This window comes from Acinetobacter sp. NIPH 1852, from assembly GCF_022549455.1.
GTDB lineage: Bacteria > Pseudomonadota > Gammaproteobacteria > Pseudomonadales > Moraxellaceae > Acinetobacter.
On record NZ_JAKZGG010000019.1, the window covers coordinates 36,979 to 56,459 of the forward strand.

Sequence of the window (19,481 nt, forward strand, 5' to 3'; positions counted from 1 at the left end):
TTTGTCCAAATCATCATCTTCATCATTTCGATACTGAGTGCATTGTACGTTTTTATATATGTCTTAAATTATCTTTGGAAACGAGATATTCCAACGCTCAAAAAAGACAATTTTTATCGTCCTATACGATTAAAAATTTATTTAGGCCTATTTTTAGTTCTTAATCTATTTGGTAGTACATTATTGGCCTTGATGGCTAAACAATCAACTGTATGGATGATGAATGGCTTATTCAGTGCTATTACGCATGTTTGGGGTAACGAACAAGTCATCATGGTTCAAATCCAACAAAAAGTTTTCGAAAATCCTGATCACCAACAATCCATCACGCTTGGCAGCGTCAGACATTCATACACATTAATCGATCCCGCACCTTACAAAATAGCAGCAAAGATTTCAATCAATGATCATCAACACTGGCTGCCTATACACTGTTATATAGGGCCGTCTCAACCACAGCTAACCACGTACCAATACAACTTAAATGGTAAAGTTTCATTTCTAGGCTTCAAATGCATTGAAAAATGTACTTTAAATTATAGATACAAAACACATAATCATCAGCCAGTTACCAACCAAAATCTAATCGAATGTGAAGAACTATATAGAAAAACCTATCAAGCAAATCAAAACAAATAGTTTCTGTATAGATCAGAGATATCACTCTAACTGTGTGTCTCTTCTTCACCTTCATTATCAAAGGTTTTGGCGATTTTATCGATATTTAGACTTTTCGCCATCGCATCAAAAATATCCTTATAAACACCTTGTTGCTGATAAAGTTGATAATGCTCACCGTGCTCAACGATCGCACCATCCTGCATCACATAGGTATAATCCGCATCAATGATCTGTGACAAACTATGAGAAATAATGATCACTGTCCGCCCCTGTTTGATTTCATCTAAGCTATGTTTAATCTGTTCAGTGGCAATAGCATCCAAACTTGCTGTCGGTTCATCCAAAAAGATAATTGGTGGGTTTTTCAGAAACATCCGAGCGATTGCGATTCGTTGTTGTTGACCGCCCGATAACTGCAAGGCATCTGATTGATAACCTTTTGGTAGTTTCAAAATTTGTTCGTGGATAGAGGCTTTTTTTGCTGCTCGGATAATCTCTTCTTCAGTTGCATCCATTTTTCCATAGCAAATATTGTCTTGGATAGTACCTTGGAAAATATGGTTTTTCTGTAATACTAAGCCAATATGATCACGTAAATATTGAGTATCCATTTGATTTAAATCAATCCCATCCATGAGAATCTGCCCAGATTGCGGTAAGTAAAACTTATCTAGCAAACTAATCAGGGTCGATTTACCTGCACCTGATAGTCCAACCAAGGCCGTAATTTTATTGGGTTGAATAACCATGTTGATATTTTTCAGGGCATGATGGCCATTGGGATAATAAAAATCGACCTGCTTTAACTCAAATTTTCCTCTCAGGTGCGCTGGCTTTTGCTGCCCCGAATCCTCAATCTCATCATCTGCCTGAAGAATCTGGAAAAAACTTTCTGCATAAATCATGGCATCATTCACTTCATCATAAATGCGGTGGAGTGAACGAATTGGAGCAGATACGTTGTTAAATAACAGAATATGGAACATGATCATCCCGATACTCATGTCTCCAACCAAGACAAAATAAGCCGTTAAGATGATAATAAAAACAATACCGATTTGTTCTGTAAAGGTTTTCAAACCATCAAAAACAAAGCTAATTTGACGGGTATACATCTGATTATCTGTTAGTTGCTTCTGTAAGATCAGTTGTTTTTCAGCTTCGACTTTTTCCCGATTGAATGATTTGATCACCGTGATGGAATTGATAATACTCAAAATACCCTGACTCTTACGCTCGCGCCCATCACGTAAATTTCGTCTAACCCCACCTAACTTCTGTGCTTGCTTAAATGTCAGCCAGAAGTAAATCGGCACGATACTCAGCGCAACCAGTCCAATCCAAAAATTAGCATAGAACATCAAAGCCAATGCCAAAATGGCACTGCTAAACAACGGTAAAATATCGATAAAGAAGATTTGAATCAAACGGGTAATCGAGCCAATTCCTCGATCAATCCTTGTTTGTAATTTGCCTGCCTGATTATCATCTTGGGTAAAAAATGCCAGACGATAGGTGAGAAACTTCTCAATAATCGCCTGTGCGACATCTTGAGAAACCATAATTCTGAGGCGTTCACCAAATAACTTCTGGCCAAACTGAATCAAAGTACTGAGGACTTCCTTACTCAGCAAAATCACACTAATCGTCACTAAAATATGCAAGCCTTCCGCCAAGCCGCCGCCTGCTTCAACCAAACGATTGATCTGGTCGACAGCGTATTGAAGCGTTAAGGCATTGACCTGAGCGGTTAGTGCACCGATCAAGGTCAGAACCAATGTCACAATCACCAGTAATTTATACGGTGCAACAAAGGGTTTAACTCTATTAAAAAGCTGCCATAGATTCATATTTTTACGATTTTTCCCAAAATGCTTTCGACGACAGGTTTTAACTTACAGCGATGAACTCAACGACTTCGATGCGATTCTCCAGCTTAAACATGGCGAATGATGATCTAGATGCACTATTTTTAACGGTGCAAGCAGAAAATAACTATAGTTCCCCCTCCAACACTTCGACGTTATTGTTTTTAATTTTTTCCATCTGACTATTGAGCTTAAGGACATCTTGATACAGCGTATTAAATTTCTTCACGGGTGCATTCTCATAAAATAGAATGGTGTTATTTTTTCTTTGCCATTGATGGGTCTTTAACAGATCAAACATAACTTCTGCCTTTTCTAGGATCTGTTGTTCAATTGCAAAAATATCTTGGCTTTGATCAGCATTCAGGTTGCTTTCTAGTTTTGCTTGCAACAAATCACGCATATCACGTTGAATAGACAAACTCTTGGCTTGTTCAAGCGCGTCTAATTGAATTTTTTGACGTGTTTGCTCATATTCGGCCGAGACTTTACGCACATCGCTAAGCATCTGCTGTGTCTCTTTATAGTCCTGTTTACGATCACGATCTAATCGCTCTACATTTAAAAAGGTATCCCAATTCGCAGCTTTTAGTGCTCGTAGATACTCATTTCGTGCTTCAACATTTTGCATCCAATAGGTTAATAAGAATTCCGACATTAATTTATAATCACCAGACAAGCGATCATCTTGTACATCGAGCTGAACTGGCGTTGACCAATCTTGTGCTTGGTCATATAGCTCACGCATCTTCTCGGCCATGACCACATCAAACATTTGCTTATTGTTCTCTGCACGCTGTTGTAGCTTATGTTGATATAGAAAAAATGAACCAATACAAATCGCGATTACAGCAACAAATAATAGAAAACGGCGCATAATGCCTCCAAGCTTAATTATATTTTTTATGTCCTAACTTTAGTGTAATCATTAAAACGTATGCATTAATATGATTTTTATTTCACTTCACGTAACGGAGCATTACATATTACTCACTTTAAATTCAAGCACTTCATCCCTATTATCTCTTTAACTGAAATTGAAGAGATACGCCATGCGTGTAGATATTTGGTCAGATGTGGTCTGCCCTTTTTGTTATATCGGTAAAAAACGTCTTGAGCATGTTGCAGCAGAAGCTGGAATCGAACTTGATATTCACTGGCATAGTTATGAACTCGATCCCGATGCGCCAGCAAAACATGACACATCCAATACAGAACGTTTAGCCAAAAAATATGGCCGAAGCTATGCTGAGATGGAAGAAATGGAACGCAATATTGCGGCCATGGCTGCTGAGGAAGGCATCGACTTTCAATGGCAAAAAGCCAACTCAGGCAATAGTTTTAATGCACATCGTATTATCCATCTCGCGCAAAGCAAAGGCATGGGCAATGAAGCAAAAGAGGCTTTCTTTCATGCCTATATGACCGAAGGTTTAGCCATTGGTGAACGTGAAGTGGTTGAAGAAATTGCTTCACGGATTGGCTTAGACAATGCTGAAGTTGAATATGTTTTGGACTCGGATGAATTGGCTGATTTTGTTCGGCACGATGAAAAAATTGCACATGAACAATTGAAGGTGACAGGCGTTCCTTTTTTTGTTTTTGATCAAAAGCTAGCTCTTCCTGGCGCCCAGCCTCGTGAAATTTTCTTACAAGCACTACAAAAAGCTCAATCAACATCTGAGCAAGACATGCAACCAACGGATGGGGCACAATGTCATGATGATCAATGTGAAATAAAGCCGCAATAACACAACTTATGGACAAGCTTCAAATCCAAGATTGAAGCTTGTCTTGTTCCGTATAAATTTGTCTATTTTCTATTTATTTCAATATTTTATCTTAGATAATTAACCCATCTTCACTGAAAGTGATCTTTTTGCATGCTTTTTAGCCATTGATTTGTGCAGCTGATCACAACTCATGTATAGATTTATAGATACCTTTCTATTTTATGATCTATTTATCCGATTTGTTCTTTTAAAATGTTTCTATTTTTGCTCACAAAGCATGAACAACATCTCGATTTAACCCTATCAAATGAGATTGTTTGCTAACTCAAGCGCTATAGATTTTGCATTGTTTTCTTCTATAATTGTCATAATGTGACAATCTTTTGTGATGAAAATGCAAACATTACAGTCCGAATAGATCGTTAAATTTATGCAACAGACATCTATCTCGAATCGCTTATAGGATGAGCAAAAAATAGAAGCTCACCACTGCAAGCGACAACAACAAATTGTTAGAAATACGACGACTTAATTTTTTATCTAAAACAGGCTCAAGCCTATCTCTAAGGAAACAATAAATGGACGTATTAGAGAAAGCACTCTTGGTGGATGAGCTCCAGCATCTCATTGAAGGGCTCAATGATGATAAAACCTCACTATTTGAAATTGCCAAATCAAAACAACGAATTAAAGATATTTGTGCCTCTTGTGACGATCCTGCTTTTCAGGATCAAATCACGCCTTTTAAAGCATATATTCAAAATGAAGAGTTCTCAACGGACGAGTTGAACAGCCACGGTTATGCCATGACTTATCGTGGTACTTATAATTTTATGGGACGCGTAGAGAATGCTTTATTTGCCTCTGCAGATATGGGATGGGCTGCATTGCGTCAAGCACAACATTGGCAAGTCTGGGTCATTCGCCCTGCTTTATCATTTCTTAAAAGCCCTTGGATGAATTCATCTCAGGACGCATTACAATGGCTAAAAAACCATGCCAGTGAATATGTTAAAACAGACCATGAACTACAACATTTAATTCCAGTTTTAGAGCCAATTAGCCAAAACTCAACCTCATCATCAAGCTCAAATCAAAGCATTCATACCGATCCCTTATCCTTAATAAAAGAAGAAACGGCTCAGTTTCAGTCACAACTCGACGCGATTATCCAAGAGAGGATTCAACCCGTCTCAGCCCCAAAAACAACGGCTGTGAAAGCGAACCTTAAACAGACCACAGCGACGTCTAGCAATCTAAATAAAGCGAAACCCGTTGCACTGAATGATTTTAATTTAGATGGATTAGTTTGCCGCTTAGAGCGGATTAATGCGCGCACCTTCCCTTCGTTATATCGTGTTGATTTACACAATGAGATTGATCAAAACATCAAAATTGATTGGTTATATTTAAAAGCTGAAAATGACGTTCAGCCTGTATGGGAATCCGCACAGATTTTCATTGCAGAACAACTCTATGCACAAGGTCAATTTTCACATTATGTGGTGCTGATTGGTACGCACAGCATCGAGTATGCCATTTCAGTCCTACAGTCCTATACAAACCCACTGCATACTCAAACCAGCTCGATTCATCAAACCCACTGGATTAATTTTAAGCAACATTATCATCAACATGAAAGTTTGTTTAATCAATGCATCATGAATGGAACATTGATCTGGCAACGCGATCAACGCGTTTATCCGTATATCCCTGCTTCATTTGTGAATACGCAAAAATTCATTCCATTTGAAGAAACTTCGGCAACTTTTTTGACCCCTGTGATTTTATTAAGAGAGCGTCATAAAATTCGTGTGATTCATGGTGCTGAACGGATTAAGCTCTCCAATGAAGACCAAGCTTATCCTTATCTGTTATTGGACCGCGCCGATGGTTATACATGGCAGTTGATCCGCCAAGCCATTAGCCGCTTACCTCAACCGATTTCAGTACATGACTTATACCAAGCACTGGAAAGTAGTGCGCTATCAGAATCAACCTAGCATTGAGCGTATACAAAGCCAAAACCCTCCTATCTATCATCGACCCTACGAGATTTTCTCCGCATTTTAGGTGATAGATTTTGAGTGTACTAAGTCATTCTGTTGACTCACCTTTTATACGATTAAATTGCAGTTTTTTGTGATTATTACTTGATTTTATAGGTCGAATCATCAAGAATTAAAAACAAGAACAATACATAAGCTTGCACCATGACAATTTCCCAAAGAACGGTATCACCTCATCTCTTTTATACGATACTCACCCTGTCCTGCGGGTTCGTGAGTATGGCAAATGCCGCTGAAGCAACGCCACAGCAGCCAAGCAACAACATGCAAACATCAAATGGGAAAAATACTGAAAGCGTTTTGAACTATATTCCCAAGTGGGTTGATGCAACACCGACTATTCTTCCAGAACAATCTAGTCAACCTGTTGTACCTCCCGTTTCAGAAACAGAGGAACGAACCTGGGTTGATCGCAAGCAACGTGATATCAGAGAATGGGCTGATCGAACCTCAGTTAAAATTGATGATTGGTTTGGTGAAGTCGATCCAGAGAAGCCTGCTTCTGCAACCATTCGGTTGATGCTCGACAATTATTGGAATGAATATGATAACTATGAAGTAAAACCACGTATCCGCGGTAAAATCAAACTACCCACACTGGAAAAAAGACTCAGCTTGGTGTTTGGTGATGATTCACTCGATGATGAGTTTGATAATCATATTTCCAGCACCAACCAACAGCCAAACCAAGATCCTGATAAACGATTCGACTCTAAGCAAAGCCGTGATAACAACGGCTCAGTCGCTTTACGCTTCTCCGACCTCTCTAAGAAACTGCCTTTTGAAACCAATGCCGATATTGGTCTGCGTTCAGGCAGTGATATTTATCTTCGTTTAAGAGCAAAAAAAGATTGGCAATTAAATAACGATTTTAGCTTCAATGCAGAGCAAATTTATCGCTATGGCAGTAAAAGTGAAAATTATCTTCGCACTAATTTAGAACTTATCCATGCTCGTCCCAATCAAGCTTTTTTATCCAATCAGCTCAGCCTGACTTATGCAGATAAACAAGATGATGATTTACGTTGGGATAATCGAACCTTCCGTGAGCATCAGTTTTTTGCGCACAATCGTTTTAATTATGGCATTTATACGGGTGGTTATTACAATGACAATGACTTGCGCCTGAATAGCTGGGGGCCTTTCATTTCATGGAGACAACCACTGTGGCGTGAATGGTTTTATGTGCAAGGTGATCTCAATTATTTTAATGATCATCGTGAAGACAGAGACCACTATGTCCGTACCTTTGTTCGTCTTGAGACCTTATTTTAGTTTTGATGGAATTATCAGCACAACTGTGGATAACTTTAATGTTATCCATAGACATAAAAAAAACTCTGCCGAAGCAGAGTTTTTTAAGAAAAGCGTTTATTTCAATAACAAGCTATTAATGCGTTTTACATACGCCGCAGGATCTTCAGGTAAACCACCTTCTGCAATCACAGCCTGATCAAAAATCACATTGGCAAGATCATCAAACTGCGCAGAGCTCTCTAATTTCTTCACTAAAGGATGTTCAGGGTTAATTTCCAGTGTCGGTTTAATCTCAGGAACAGCCTGACCCGCTTGTTTAAGCATGCGAATAAGTTGTGGAGAAAGCTCACCTTCACTGGTCACCAAACATGCTGGAGAATCGACCAAACGTGTCGTAACACGTACTTCTTTGGTCTTGTCTTTTAACGATGTCGTTAAACGATCCACAACAGGTTTGAATTGTTCAGCGGCTTGTTCAAGTGCTTTTTTCTCGTCAGCATCTTGTAGATCACCTAAGTCTACCGCACCTTTAGAAACGTTCTGTAATGGCGTACCATCAAACTCAAATACAAAGTTCATCGCCCATTCATCAACACGGTCTGCCATGAGCAAAACTTCAATGCCTTTTTTCTTGAACAGTTCAAGTTGCGGTGAGTTTTTCGCTGCCATTAAGCTATCAGCCGTCACGTAATAGATGGCTTTCTGTCCCTCTTGCATACGTGCTTTATAATCAGCCAAAGATGTTGATATCTCGTCATTATTTGAAGTCGCATAACGTAATAACTTCAAGATACGATCACGATTTCCAGTATCTTCACCCAAGCCTTCTTTCAGAACTGAACCGAATTCAGCATAGAACGTTTTGAACTTCTCTTGGTCTTTCTCATCTTCCGATTTCGCTAAACCATCGATCAAAGTCAGCACACGGCGCGCATTGCCTTCACGAATGGTTTTAACATCACGGCTTTCTTGCAATAATTCACGGCTGACGTTGAGTGGTAAATCAGCACTATCCACCACGCCTTGTACAAAACGTAAATAGTTTGGAATCAGATTATCCGCTTCATCCATGATGAAGACACGTTTAACGTAAAGCTTGATGCCAGCTTTGGCTTCACGGGTAAATAAATCTTGTTTGGCCTGACTCGGGATATAAAGCAACTGGGTATATTCAGTACTGCCCTCCACACGGTTATGTGCCCACGCCAACGGTTCAGCAAAATCATGGCTGAGGTTCTTATAGAACTCGATGTATTGCTCATCGCTGATTTCACTCTTGCTACGCGTCCATAACGCACTGGCAGAGTTAATCGCCTCCCACTCATCGGTCTTGACCATTTGACCGCCTTTCGGCTCTTCACCCTCGGCAACTTCCTCTTCCTGCCAGACTTCTTTTTGCATTTCAATTGGCAAGCTAATATGGTCAGAATACTTATTGATGATTTGCTTAACTTTCCACGACTCTAAATACTCAAGCGCATCATCACGTAGGTGCAGGATAATATCGGTACCGCGTGTCGCTTTATCGATGCTTTGAACTTCAAACTCACCTGTACCACCACTGATCCAACGTACCCCATCAGCAGCCTCTGAACCTGCTCGACGAGATTCAACCGTAATTTTATCAGCAACAATAAAACCTGAATAAAAACCCACACCAAACTGTCCAATCAACTGCGCATCAGATTTTTGATCGCCAGTCAGCTTAGACATAAAATCTTTGGTTCCCGATTTCGCAATCGTTCCCAAATTATCAATCGCTTCTTGTTGGCTTAAACCAATCCCATTATCAGAAATGGTCAGCGTTTTATGCTCTTTATCTAAAGTCACACGAACACGTAAGTTCGGATCATTTTCATAATATTCAGGATGATTGATTCCCTCAAAACGCAACTTATCACATGCATCAGAAGCATTTGAAATCAATTCGCGTAGGAAAATTTCAGGGTTGGAATAGAGAGAATGCGTCACTAAATGCAATAACTGAGCAACTTCAGCTTGGAAACTATAATTTTGTGATGCTTGTTCACTCATAAATCACTCCTTATCTGTGAGGCGTATTAAATTGGACTGGTTTATGAATGGTGCATATCTTCGATTTTTCAATACCTCAATTTTAATTTTTTATCTATTCATTCATTTCAATACGATCAATCTCAAAAATCAAACAAGTCCAACCTTTCGGTAAGACTTGTTTGAGGGATCAACTTAGAATTTATAACTATAGCCAAGGGTATATACCATCGGGTTGATATCCAAATCTGTCAACTTTGTGCCATTAAGTTTTACTTCTGGTTTTAATTGAGCATAACGGGCATCGAAGAAGACTCCCCAATTCTTTGCATCAGCAGGCTGAAAAGTAAAACCTAACTGACCCGCAAAGCCAAAATCCTCTTTCACTTTGATTTTTTCGCCTGATAACGGACCTACTGCTTTTTCATCCCAAGCAAGAAAAGCAGTACCGCCTACCCCAATATAAGGCGTAAAAGCAGTTGAGTTTTTAAAGTTATATTTCGCCGTAATCGTTGGCGGTAAATGTTTAAGCTTGACCACTTTCGTTCCGTCTAAAGAAACATCATGTGATATCGGTGTTGCAAGCAATAATTCAGCAGAAAAAGGCGTATCTCCAAAGAAATACTCAACAGACGGTGTAAATGCAAACTCATAATCCGCTTTTAACGTACCCACGCCCGCAACTGTTGTTTCATCCGTTGGTGCAATAACACTTGCCCCGACTTTAACTTGAAAACCACCCGCAAAAACAGTTGAAGACATCCCCAATAAAGTAACAATTAATAATTTTTTAAACATTTAAATGACCTCTTTAATAAAAATCTAACCGTGCTATTAATAATAATCATGGGTTTTTATTTTATGCAATATGTATTAATTCCGACCAATTTGATTATATTTTCAAACAACTGATTAACAACAATATATATTTGTAAATATATGTAACAAACATCATACCCAACTTAATCACTCGGTTTAAACACATGAAAACCAAATATTTTTGTATGGATTCGCACAACAAAAAACAAATCCACCAAGCGATTTAAAAATCAAATAATGTAGTTTTGTTTAAGAATGAAGCCTTGATAAAAACACAAGCAAAATCACATAAAAGACAAAAAATGTCACTTTATAACCAGATAATTAAATTAAAACCAAATTTTATAATCAACCATCGCACGATAATAAAAGCGATTCATTAGAAAACAAAAATATTATTTTAAGCATCGGTCATCTTTTTATTATTTCTTAATATTAAAAATGGCCCTAATTAGAGCCATTTTTGTATTAAAGTACCATCGCGGCGATCCAGCCAAAGACAATCAATGGAATATTAAAATGTATGAAGGTCGGTACAACCGTATCCCGCATATGGTCATGCTGTCCATCGAGATTCAAACCTGATGTTGGACCCAAAGTTGAGTCCGATGCTGGAGAACCCGCATCTCCTAATGCCGCAGCCGTGCCAATCAGTGCAATCGTTGCAATTGGGCTAAAGCCAAATTGCAAACATAATGGGACATAAATAATCGCAAGAATCGGCACCGTTGAAAATGAAGAACCGATCCCTAAAGTAATCAATAACCCGACCAAAAGCATGACCAAAGCAGCGAGAGCTTTACTATCACCAATCCAACCAGCAGTTGCTTTGACTAGATCAGGCACTTGATTGGTCGCCTCTATGACAGCAGCAAAACCTTGCGCAGCAATCATGGTAAATCCAACCAACGCCATCATCCGCATCCCACTGACGATAACATCATCTGCCTCTTTCCACTTAAAGATACCCGCACAACTTAATATGGCCACCCCCACCAAGCCAGCAACAATCATCGAATCTGAATAAAGCTGCACCGCAATGGTTGCAATAATCGCAAAGGCCGCCATCCATAAAGTAAAAGTGGCAATTTGAGGCGCTTGTTGCTGTTGCGCCATTTCTCCGACAATACTACGTGTCACGTTATGTAAGGGTTTATCTTCATAAACACGCGGCTTACGGTAACTAATAAATACAGCAACCAGTAGACCTAAAAACATTCCCCCAACAGGAATCATCATCGCACGGGGAATCTGATCATTGCTGATCTGCAAGCCGTAGGCTTGACCAAAATGATTGATGTTATGTGCAAGGATATCATTTAAGAAAATTGCCCCAAATCCCATTGGCAGGAACATATAGGTTGCAACCAAACCGAAGGTCAGCACACTCGCAATTGCTCTACGGTCTAAGTGCAAGTGATTAAACACACTCAATAAAGGCGGAATTAAAACAGGAATAAATGCAATATGAACTGGAATGACATTTTGTGAGGCAATCGCAGCTAAACCAACAGTGAGAAATATGAGAAATTTCACCTGTTTTTGAGCACGAATGTCGGTATCATTTTTTAGAATTTTAACGAGTTTGTAGGCCAATAAATCAGGCAACCCAGAACGCGCCAAGGCCAAGGCAAATGCACCTAGCACCCCATAGGCAAGTGCGATTTTCGCTCCGCCACCTAGACCATTATTAAATGCATCTAATGTTCCTTGTAACCCCAAACCAGCCAGTAAACCGCCTGTCAAAGCACCAATCACTAAAGCAAAAACAACAGGAACTCGGCCCAAGGAAAGACCGAACATGACGGCAACCGCAGCAAGAATTGCAAACATAACTTTGAACTAAATGAAACGAGGTCGCCATTTTAGCAGAGTTTAAATTCTGCGATGCCATCACGTGATTTTTATTTATGCATTTTTCACGATAAATTGACGAATATAATTCGCAATTTTTTCGGGTTGGCTCAACACCGCCCAATGGTTCGCATCCAACTCAACATACTCAAAGTTCTCAACCCATTTCGGCATAGATTCCGTAATATATTCAGGGCTAACAAAAGCATCTCTTTTTAAGACAATTGCCTGTACAGGGCATTGAGCATAGCGTTGGCGCGGTTGAGTTAAAGATGGAATAAAATTAGCGCGGTATAGATTAATCCCATATTTGCCGTCTGCCACAATATTTGCATTCAAAGGTAAATCTTGTTTTTTCTCTAGGCCGCTTAACACCTTGCCCCACTTCTCAGGACTAAACAAAGTCCATACCGTTGGTGCAAGTAGAGGTAAATGGAATGCGCCGATGTACCAAGATTTGGTCAGCATTTTTAACACATGGCTCGGTGCTGATTTAAATTTTTCACGTAAATACAAAGATGCATGATCTAAGCAAGGCCCTGAAATCGTCGTATAAGACAATAAACGACCTTTTAATTTTGGTTCAGTCGCTGACTCCCATGATTGTAAAGAACCCCAATCATGCGCCGCCATATGAAAATTACGATTCGGTAATACCTGATCAACGACTTCTTGTAAATCTAATGATAAGCGCGGTAAACGATAGTCTTTAATGCGTTTTGGAATCGAAGATAAGCCTGCGCCACGTACATCATAGGTAACAACAAAATAGTCATTCACCAGTTTTTCAATAATCGGTTCCCATACTTCTTGGTTGTCAGGATAGCCATGTACTAACACCAATGCTGGCTTTTTCTCATCACCCCATGTTTTTACACACAGCGTTTGCTGATCAGAGGTTGTTACAGTTTCTACTTGTACTTGCATAATTGTTTCCCATTTTGTTTTCAGACGGCTTGGTCGTTCAATCAGCCATTGCCAGCGATACTATAAAAATGATACTAATGCAGTATGAATTGAGTTGTAAGAAAAAAAATTGACCATGAAAAGCTTTTTCAAAAAAATTCGAACCATTCCTGTGGTTGCAAAATTTATGATCAACCACTACTCCCCGTATCGTGGTGCAGGAATTGCGATTGAAACCATGGATCTGGATAATTACCACATTCGAGTCAAAATGCCGCTTACCAGAAAAAATCGTAATATTGTGGGTACGCATTTTGGTGGTAGCTTATATTCAATGGTTGATCCGTTTTATATGCTAATCCTGATACACCACCTCGGGCATAAATATATCGTCTGGGATAAAAGCGCCACCATTAATTTTATATCACCTGGTCGCAATACGGTTTATGCAGATATTAAACTGAGTGCCGTTGAAATTGCAGAAATTAAGCAATTGGCTGAAAATCATGAACCCGTGTTACGTCATTACACCTTAAATATCATCGATGATGCGGGTACACGCATTGCGGAAGTTGAGAAAGTTTTATACATCCGTCGTAAAAAGCCGAAAGCCACATCAAAATAAAAGCGCTTAAAAATAAAAAATGCCTGCACTTTATCGCTTGCAGACATTCTTATTCATCACATTTAAGGCTGTTGAAAGCTCCAAGAACTATTTCTTTTCTTGGATTGCTGCACCAGCACCACCACCGATCGCGCCACCAATCGCAGCACCCGAGTCACCGCCAAAGATCGCTTTACCGACAACCGAGCCAATACCTGCACCGACGGCACTACTGGTCGTGGTCTTGCTACTACCACCTTGGGTATTTGCACCAACACCAGCACCCGCTGCCGCACCGACACCAGCACCTAGACCGCCACCAACATGATTACCTACACCACCGCCTACAGCACCACCTAATGCAGCCGCACCAATACGTTGATCAGATGCACTCATATTTTGACAGCCTGTAAACATAACCGTAGACAACATAGCTGCAGAAACTAAAGCAATTGTTTTTTTCATGACCGTATTCACTCCTTCTATTCTTATAAAAAGCATAGCCTTCTTTTATGAGTATTTTGATCATATTGTGTTATCACACTGTCCTAATCGATTGAAATTTTGTAAAGCACTTTCCCCTATTCAGCAATCCATCTCGCTAGAACTGCATAGACCTGAGCCAATCAAGAGCCGAATCGAGCATAAGTTTAGTATTTTAAAAGCTGTTTAAAAATTTCTAAACATATCCATATCAGAACATGGCAGTTGTGCAAGGCGTATGACCTCCCGCAGTATTGATCCCATCATGCCATCTGGAAAGCTTACTATTGCAATACCACCTAATTAAAAAAGCCCTTATCAATGATAAGAGCTTGTTTAATCTTAGGCTTTTGTTCTGTACTAAACTATACGACTAGTACTTACCCTTTTTTTCGCCATACGCAGCACCAGCACTACCACCTAGTGCACCACCTGTTGCCGCACCAGCTTCACCACCTAATACTGCACCACCTAGCCATGCACCTACGCCAGCACCTATCGCACTGTTACGTGTATTCTTACTATTCGCACCTTTTGTATTCGCTGCAACACCAGCTCCAACAGCTGCACCAAGGCCCGCACCCAAATTACCACCTAGATTTTTACCTACAGCACCACCTGCACCACCGCCAATTGCAGCAGCACCTATACGTTTACTTTCTGGGCTTGCGTGCTGACAACCTGCCAAGATTGTCGTTGACATAAGCACAACACCCGTAAGCATCATCATTTTTTTCATTGGAACTACTCCTCTCTTTCTATGCAATAAGATAGTCATGTTTCATGAAGTATCTATTCAGATCCGGTAATGAAACATTAACGCTCTGAGGTGTTTTTGTAAGGCTTTGCTCTCATTTTCTCCACAAAAAAAGACACCCGAAGGTGTCTTTTTTGATTTAGCTAGAACTTAGAATTGATCAGAGTTCAACGCTTGGCTAAATGCTTGGTCAACTTCACTAAAGTCATTGTGAAGTTCTAATTCAGCAGCTTCAGCTTCTTGACGACGACGTTCTAAGTGATACGCAAGACCCGTACCCGCTGGGATCAAACGACCCACAACCACGTTTTCTTTCAAGCCACGTAAGTCATCTTCTTTACCTGTTACAGCCGCTTCAGTTAACACACGTGTTGTTTCCTGGAACGATGCAGCTGAAATAAATGAGTCAGTAGAAAGCGATGCTTTAGTAATACCCATTAATAAACGCTCAAACTTCGCAGAGAATTTATTCTGAGCAGATACCGCTTGGTTCTCTTGAACAACGCGAATGTAATCCACTTGCTCGCCTTTGATGAAACTGGTATCACCACCCTCAGTAATATCAACTTTACGCAACATTTGACGTACGATAACTTCAATATGCTTATCGTTGATTTTTACACCTTGGAGACGATATACATCTTGAACTTCGTTCACGATGTAGTTGGTCAATGCCACTTCACCTTTCAAACGCAAGATATCATGTGGATTCTGAGGACCATCAGAAATGGTTTCACCACGATTCACATGTTCGCCTTCGAACACGTTAATGGTACGCCATTTCGGAATAAGCTCTTCGTAAATCTCAGAACCATCATCTGGTGTAATCACCAAACGGTTCTTACCTTTAGTCTCTTTACCAAAACTTACAACACCTGACACTTCAGCCAAGATTGCATGCTCTTTCGGCTTACGTGCTTCGAACAAATCAGCTACACGCGGTAGACCACCGGTAATATCACGTGTACGTGAAGTTTCTTGTGGTACACGACCAAGTACATCACCGACACCAATCGTTGCACCATCACGAACGGTTACGATCGTGTTTTGTGGCAAGAAGTAGAACTGTTCACCACCATCGGTTGTATCCAACACGATTGCAGGACGCAAATCTTTACCAGAAGCAGGACGTGCTGTAACTGGTAAGATTTCAACAGTGGTCATACCTGTTGCATCATCTGTTTTAGAGGTCGCAGTCACACCATCAGCGATTTGGCTGAAGCGTGCTTTACCCGCAACTTCTGTCACAAGTGGATGGGTATGTGGATCCCAAGTCGCAACGATACCACCCGCTTCTACAGACTCGCCATCTTTCAACAAGATGCTTGCACCGTAAGGAAGTTTATAGCGCTCACGCTCACGACCTAAGTCATCCGCAATACCAATTTCACCTGAACGTGAAACTGAAACCAAGTGACCTTTGTTATGTTCTACTGTTTTCACATTGTGGAAACGTACAGTACCTTTATTACGGACTTGAACACTGTTTGCAGCAGATGTTCGGCTCGCAGCACCACCGACGTGGAAGGTACGCATCGTTAACTGTGTACCTGGTTCACCGATTGACTGTGCAGCCATTACACCAACAGACTCACCTGGGTTCACCAAGTGACCACGTGCAAGATCACGGCCATAACAACGTGCACATACACCGAAGGTAGATTCACATGCAATCACAGAACGTACTTTAACTTCATCGACACCCGCTTCTTCAAGCTGAGCAGCGATTTTCTCATCGATTAACGTACCACGTGGCAATACCACTTCATCATCAGACGCACGACGTACATCTTCAGCTGTTACACGACCCAATACGCGATCGCGTAATGGCTCAATCACGTCACCACCTTGAATGAATGGTGTCATCACTAAACCGCCAGCTGTACCACAATCAGGCTCAGTAATCACCAAATCTTGTGCTACATCGACTAGACGACGCGTTAAGTAACCAGAGTTTGCAGTTTTCAATGCAGTATCGGCCAAACCTTTACGTGCACCATGTGTTGAAATGAAGTACTGAAGTACTGTCAAACCTTCACGGAAGTTTGCTTTAATCGGCGTTTCAATGATCGAACCATCTGGTTTCGCCATCAAACCACGCATACCAGCAAGCTGACGAATCTGCGCCGCACTACCACGGGCACCAGAGTCAGACATCATATAAATTGAGTTAAATGATTTCTGCTTCTCATCAACACCGTCACGGTTTTTAACCGTAACAAAAGACAAGTTGTCCATCATTGCTTTCGCAACTTGGTCATTGGTACGTGCCCAAATATCGACAACCTTGTTGTAACGCTCACCCGCTGTTACGAAACCTTGCTCAAACTGTTGTTCGATTTCACGAACTTCTGTTTCAGCTTTATCGATAATCGTATACTTGGTTGGTGGAATCAACATGTCTTCCATACCGACTGATACACCTGAACGCGTCGCTTGACGGAAGCCCAAATACATCAATTGGTCAGCGAAGATAACGGTATCTTTCAAACCAAGTTTACGGTAACAAGAGTTAATCAACTTAGAGATGTTTTTCTTGGTCATCTCAAGGTTGATCGATTCAAAGCTTAAACCTTGTGGAACAACTTCCCACAACAAGCAACGACCAGGCGTGGTATCAACAATAATGGTTTGTTGTTCACGTTGACCATTTTCATCGATTACTGTTTGATGTACACGTACTTTTACGCGTGCATGAATCGCAACTTGACCAGTTGCCAACGCACGGTTTACTTCGTGTGTATCCGCAAACATCATGCCTTCACCTTTGGCATTTACCGCATCACGTGTGATGTAGTAAAGACCCAACACAACGTCCTGAGAAGGAACGATGATCGGCTCACCATTTGCAGGTGACAAGATGTTGTTGGTTGACATCATCAAGGCACGAGCTTCTAACTGTGCTTCAAGCGTCAATGGAACGTGTACCGCCATTTGGTCACCATCGAAGTCGGCGTTAAACGCAGCACATACGAGTGGGTGGAGACGGATTGCCTTACCTTCGATCAGAATAGGTTCAAATGCTTGAAGACCTAGACGGTGAAGTGTTGGCGCACGGTTCAACATCACTGGATGTTGACGAATTACAGATGCTAGAACGTCCCAAACTTCAGGTGTTTCACGCTCAACCATTTTCTTCGCAGCTTTAATGGTTGTAGCCTGACCTGATGCTTGTAATTTTGCGAAAATAAATGGCTTGAATAACTCAAGTGCCATTTTCTTCGGAAGACCACATTGGTGAAGACGTAAAGTAGGACCAACAGTAATAACCGAACGACCAGAATAGTCAACACGCTTACCAAGTAAGTTCTGACGGAAACGACCTTGCTTACCTTTGATCATATCTGCCAAAGATTTCAATGGACGTTTGTTCGAACCTGTAATCGCACGACCACGACGACCGTTGTCTAACAACGCATCGACAGACTCTTGCAGCATACGTTTTTCGTTACGCACGATAATGTCTGGTGCTGATAGGTCAAGTAGACGCTTCAAACGGTTGTTACGGTTAATCACACGACGATAAAGATCATTCAAGTCAGACGTCGCAAAACGACCACCTTCAAGTGGTACAAGTGGACGAAGATCTGGTGGAAGTACTGGAAGTACTGTCAACACCATCCATTCTGGCTTGTTGTTTGAATCTTTGAAAGCTTCCATCAGTTTCAAACGCTTAGACGCTTTTTTAAGTTTCGTCTCAGAGGTTGTTTGAGGAATTTCTTCACGCAAACGTGCAATTTCAGCTTCAAGATCGATATCTTTCAATAGATCTTGGATTGCTTCAGCACCCATTTTTGCAGTGAATTCATCGCCATGTTCTTCAAGCGCATTGAAGTATTCTTCGTCTGTTAAAAGTTGATACTTTTCAAACGGAGTCATGCCTGGATCTGTAACGACATATGATTCGAAATACAAGACGCGTTCGATGTCACGTAATGTCATATCAAGTAACAAACCGATGCGGCTTGGCAATGATTTTAAGAACCAAATATGCGCAACTGGCGAAGCAAGATCAATGTGACCCATGCGCTCACGACGTACTTTAGCAGTCGTAACCTCGACGCCACATTTTTCACAAATGACGCCTTTATATTTCATACGCTTGTATTTGCCACACAAGCATTCGTAATCTTTAACTGGACCAAAGATTTTGGCACAGAACAAACCGTCACGTTCAGGTTTAAAAGTACGGTAATTAATGGTTTCTGGTTTTTTTACTTCACCGTGAGACCATGACTTAATCATTTCTGGTGACGCAAGACCAATACGGATACGGTCAAATTCAACAGGTGCATGACCTTCTGAATCCGTTTTCTTACGCATGATATCGAGCAAGTCTTTCAATTTTTTTCTCCGTGTGTCAGGGAGCTAAGCTCGCCCGACTGGGTCACAAATATTGTTTTTTAACTGAATAATCCGCCCTCAGTCCCTCCTTTTTCTAAGGAGGGAAGCTCCTACCCTTTCAAGTGGGAACTCCCCCTTTCGTAAAGGGGGCTC

The 19,481-nt window shown here is 40.7% G+C and carries 14 protein-coding genes; 5 read left to right on the forward strand and 9 right to left on the reverse strand.

Annotation, left to right across the window (positions count from 1 at the left end; genetic code table 11):
• The first annotated feature begins 192 nt into the window (after positions 1–192).
• Complete coding sequence (locus MMO38_RS13705) at positions 193–639, forward strand: hypothetical protein (protein ID WP_241323899.1); 447 nt, start codon at positions 193–195, stop codon at positions 637–639.
• A 26-nt stretch (positions 640–665) separates the two neighbouring features.
• On the opposite strand, the gene MMO38_RS13710 is transcribed toward MMO38_RS13705, so the two are convergent.
• Together MMO38_RS13710 and MMO38_RS13715 are read right to left on the reverse strand one after the other, a co-directional pair.
• On the reverse strand, positions 666–2,471 hold the full coding sequence (locus tag MMO38_RS13710; protein WP_241323900.1) for an ABC transporter ATP-binding protein: 1,806 nt from the start codon (positions 2,469–2,471) through the stop codon (positions 666–668).
• A 145-nt stretch (positions 2,472–2,616) separates the two neighbouring features.
• A complete protein-coding gene (locus MMO38_RS13715) occupies positions 2,617–3,366 on the reverse strand; it encodes a hypothetical protein (RefSeq protein WP_241323901.1) in 750 nt (249 codons plus the stop codon).
• 175 nt (positions 3,367–3,541) lie between these two features.
• Between MMO38_RS13715 and MMO38_RS13720 the strand changes: the two genes are divergently transcribed.
• The 3 genes from MMO38_RS13720 to MMO38_RS13730 all read left to right on the forward strand — a co-directional run bounded on the left by MMO38_RS13720 (position 3,542) and on the right by MMO38_RS13730 (position 7,566).
• Complete coding sequence (locus MMO38_RS13720; RefSeq protein WP_241323902.1) at positions 3,542–4,240, forward strand: DsbA family oxidoreductase; 699 nt, start codon at positions 3,542–3,544, stop codon at positions 4,238–4,240.
• A 560-nt stretch (positions 4,241–4,800) separates the two neighbouring features.
• Positions 4,801–6,225: a hypothetical protein gene (locus MMO38_RS13725; protein WP_241323903.1), complete on the forward strand. Its 1,425-nt coding sequence runs from the start codon at positions 4,801–4,803 to the stop codon at positions 6,223–6,225.
• 210 nt (positions 6,226–6,435) lie between these two features.
• Positions 6,436–7,566, forward strand: a complete 1,131-nt coding sequence (locus MMO38_RS13730; RefSeq protein ID WP_005194726.1) for a hypothetical protein — start codon at positions 6,436–6,438, stop codon at positions 7,564–7,566.
• A gap of 96 nt (positions 7,567–7,662) precedes the next feature.
• Here MMO38_RS13730 and htpG read toward each other — a convergent pair whose 3' ends face one another.
• The 4 genes from htpG to MMO38_RS13750 form a co-directional block, all read right to left on the reverse strand.
• Positions 7,663–9,582 carry a molecular chaperone HtpG gene (htpG, locus tag MMO38_RS13735; RefSeq protein WP_241323904.1) on the reverse strand — a complete coding sequence of 640 codons (1,920 nt, stop codon included), beginning with the start codon at positions 9,580–9,582 and terminating at the stop codon, positions 7,663–7,665.
• A 174-nt stretch (positions 9,583–9,756) separates the two neighbouring features.
• Positions 9,757–10,359: an OmpW family outer membrane protein gene (locus tag MMO38_RS13740; protein WP_121929858.1), complete on the reverse strand. Its 603-nt coding sequence runs from the start codon at positions 10,357–10,359 to the stop codon at positions 9,757–9,759.
• 489 nt (positions 10,360–10,848) lie between these two features.
• Positions 10,849–12,213 carry a Na+/H+ antiporter NhaC family protein gene (locus tag MMO38_RS13745; protein WP_241323905.1) on the reverse strand — a complete coding sequence of 455 codons (1,365 nt, stop codon included), beginning with the start codon at positions 12,211–12,213 and terminating at the stop codon, positions 10,849–10,851.
• Between the two features lie 75 nt (positions 12,214–12,288).
• Positions 12,289–13,161: an alpha/beta fold hydrolase gene (locus MMO38_RS13750; RefSeq protein ID WP_121929860.1), complete on the reverse strand. Its 873-nt coding sequence runs from the start codon at positions 13,159–13,161 to the stop codon at positions 12,289–12,291.
• 115 nt (positions 13,162–13,276) lie between these two features.
• Between MMO38_RS13750 and MMO38_RS13755 the strand changes: the two genes are divergently transcribed.
• Complete coding sequence (locus tag MMO38_RS13755; RefSeq protein ID WP_241323906.1) at positions 13,277–13,765, forward strand: DUF4442 domain-containing protein; 489 nt, start codon at positions 13,277–13,279, stop codon at positions 13,763–13,765.
• A gap of 87 nt (positions 13,766–13,852) precedes the next feature.
• On the opposite strand, the gene MMO38_RS13760 is transcribed toward MMO38_RS13755, so the two are convergent.
• The 3 genes from MMO38_RS13760 to rpoC form a co-directional block, all read right to left on the reverse strand.
• Positions 13,853–14,209, reverse strand: coding sequence for a YMGG-like glycine zipper-containing protein (locus MMO38_RS13760; RefSeq protein ID WP_004668277.1), 357 nt, complete (start codon positions 14,207–14,209; stop codon positions 13,853–13,855).
• 391 nt (positions 14,210–14,600) lie between these two features.
• The gene (locus MMO38_RS13765) at positions 14,601–14,966 is read right to left on the reverse strand and encodes a hypothetical protein (protein ID WP_004668275.1); all 366 of its coding nucleotides are present in this window, start codon (positions 14,964–14,966) and stop codon (positions 14,601–14,603) included.
• 168 nt (positions 14,967–15,134) lie between these two features.
• A complete protein-coding gene (gene rpoC, locus MMO38_RS13770) occupies positions 15,135–19,328 on the reverse strand; it encodes a DNA-directed RNA polymerase subunit beta' (protein WP_004668274.1) in 4,194 nt (1,397 codons plus the stop codon).
• Between the last annotated feature and the right edge of the window lie 153 nt (positions 19,329–19,481).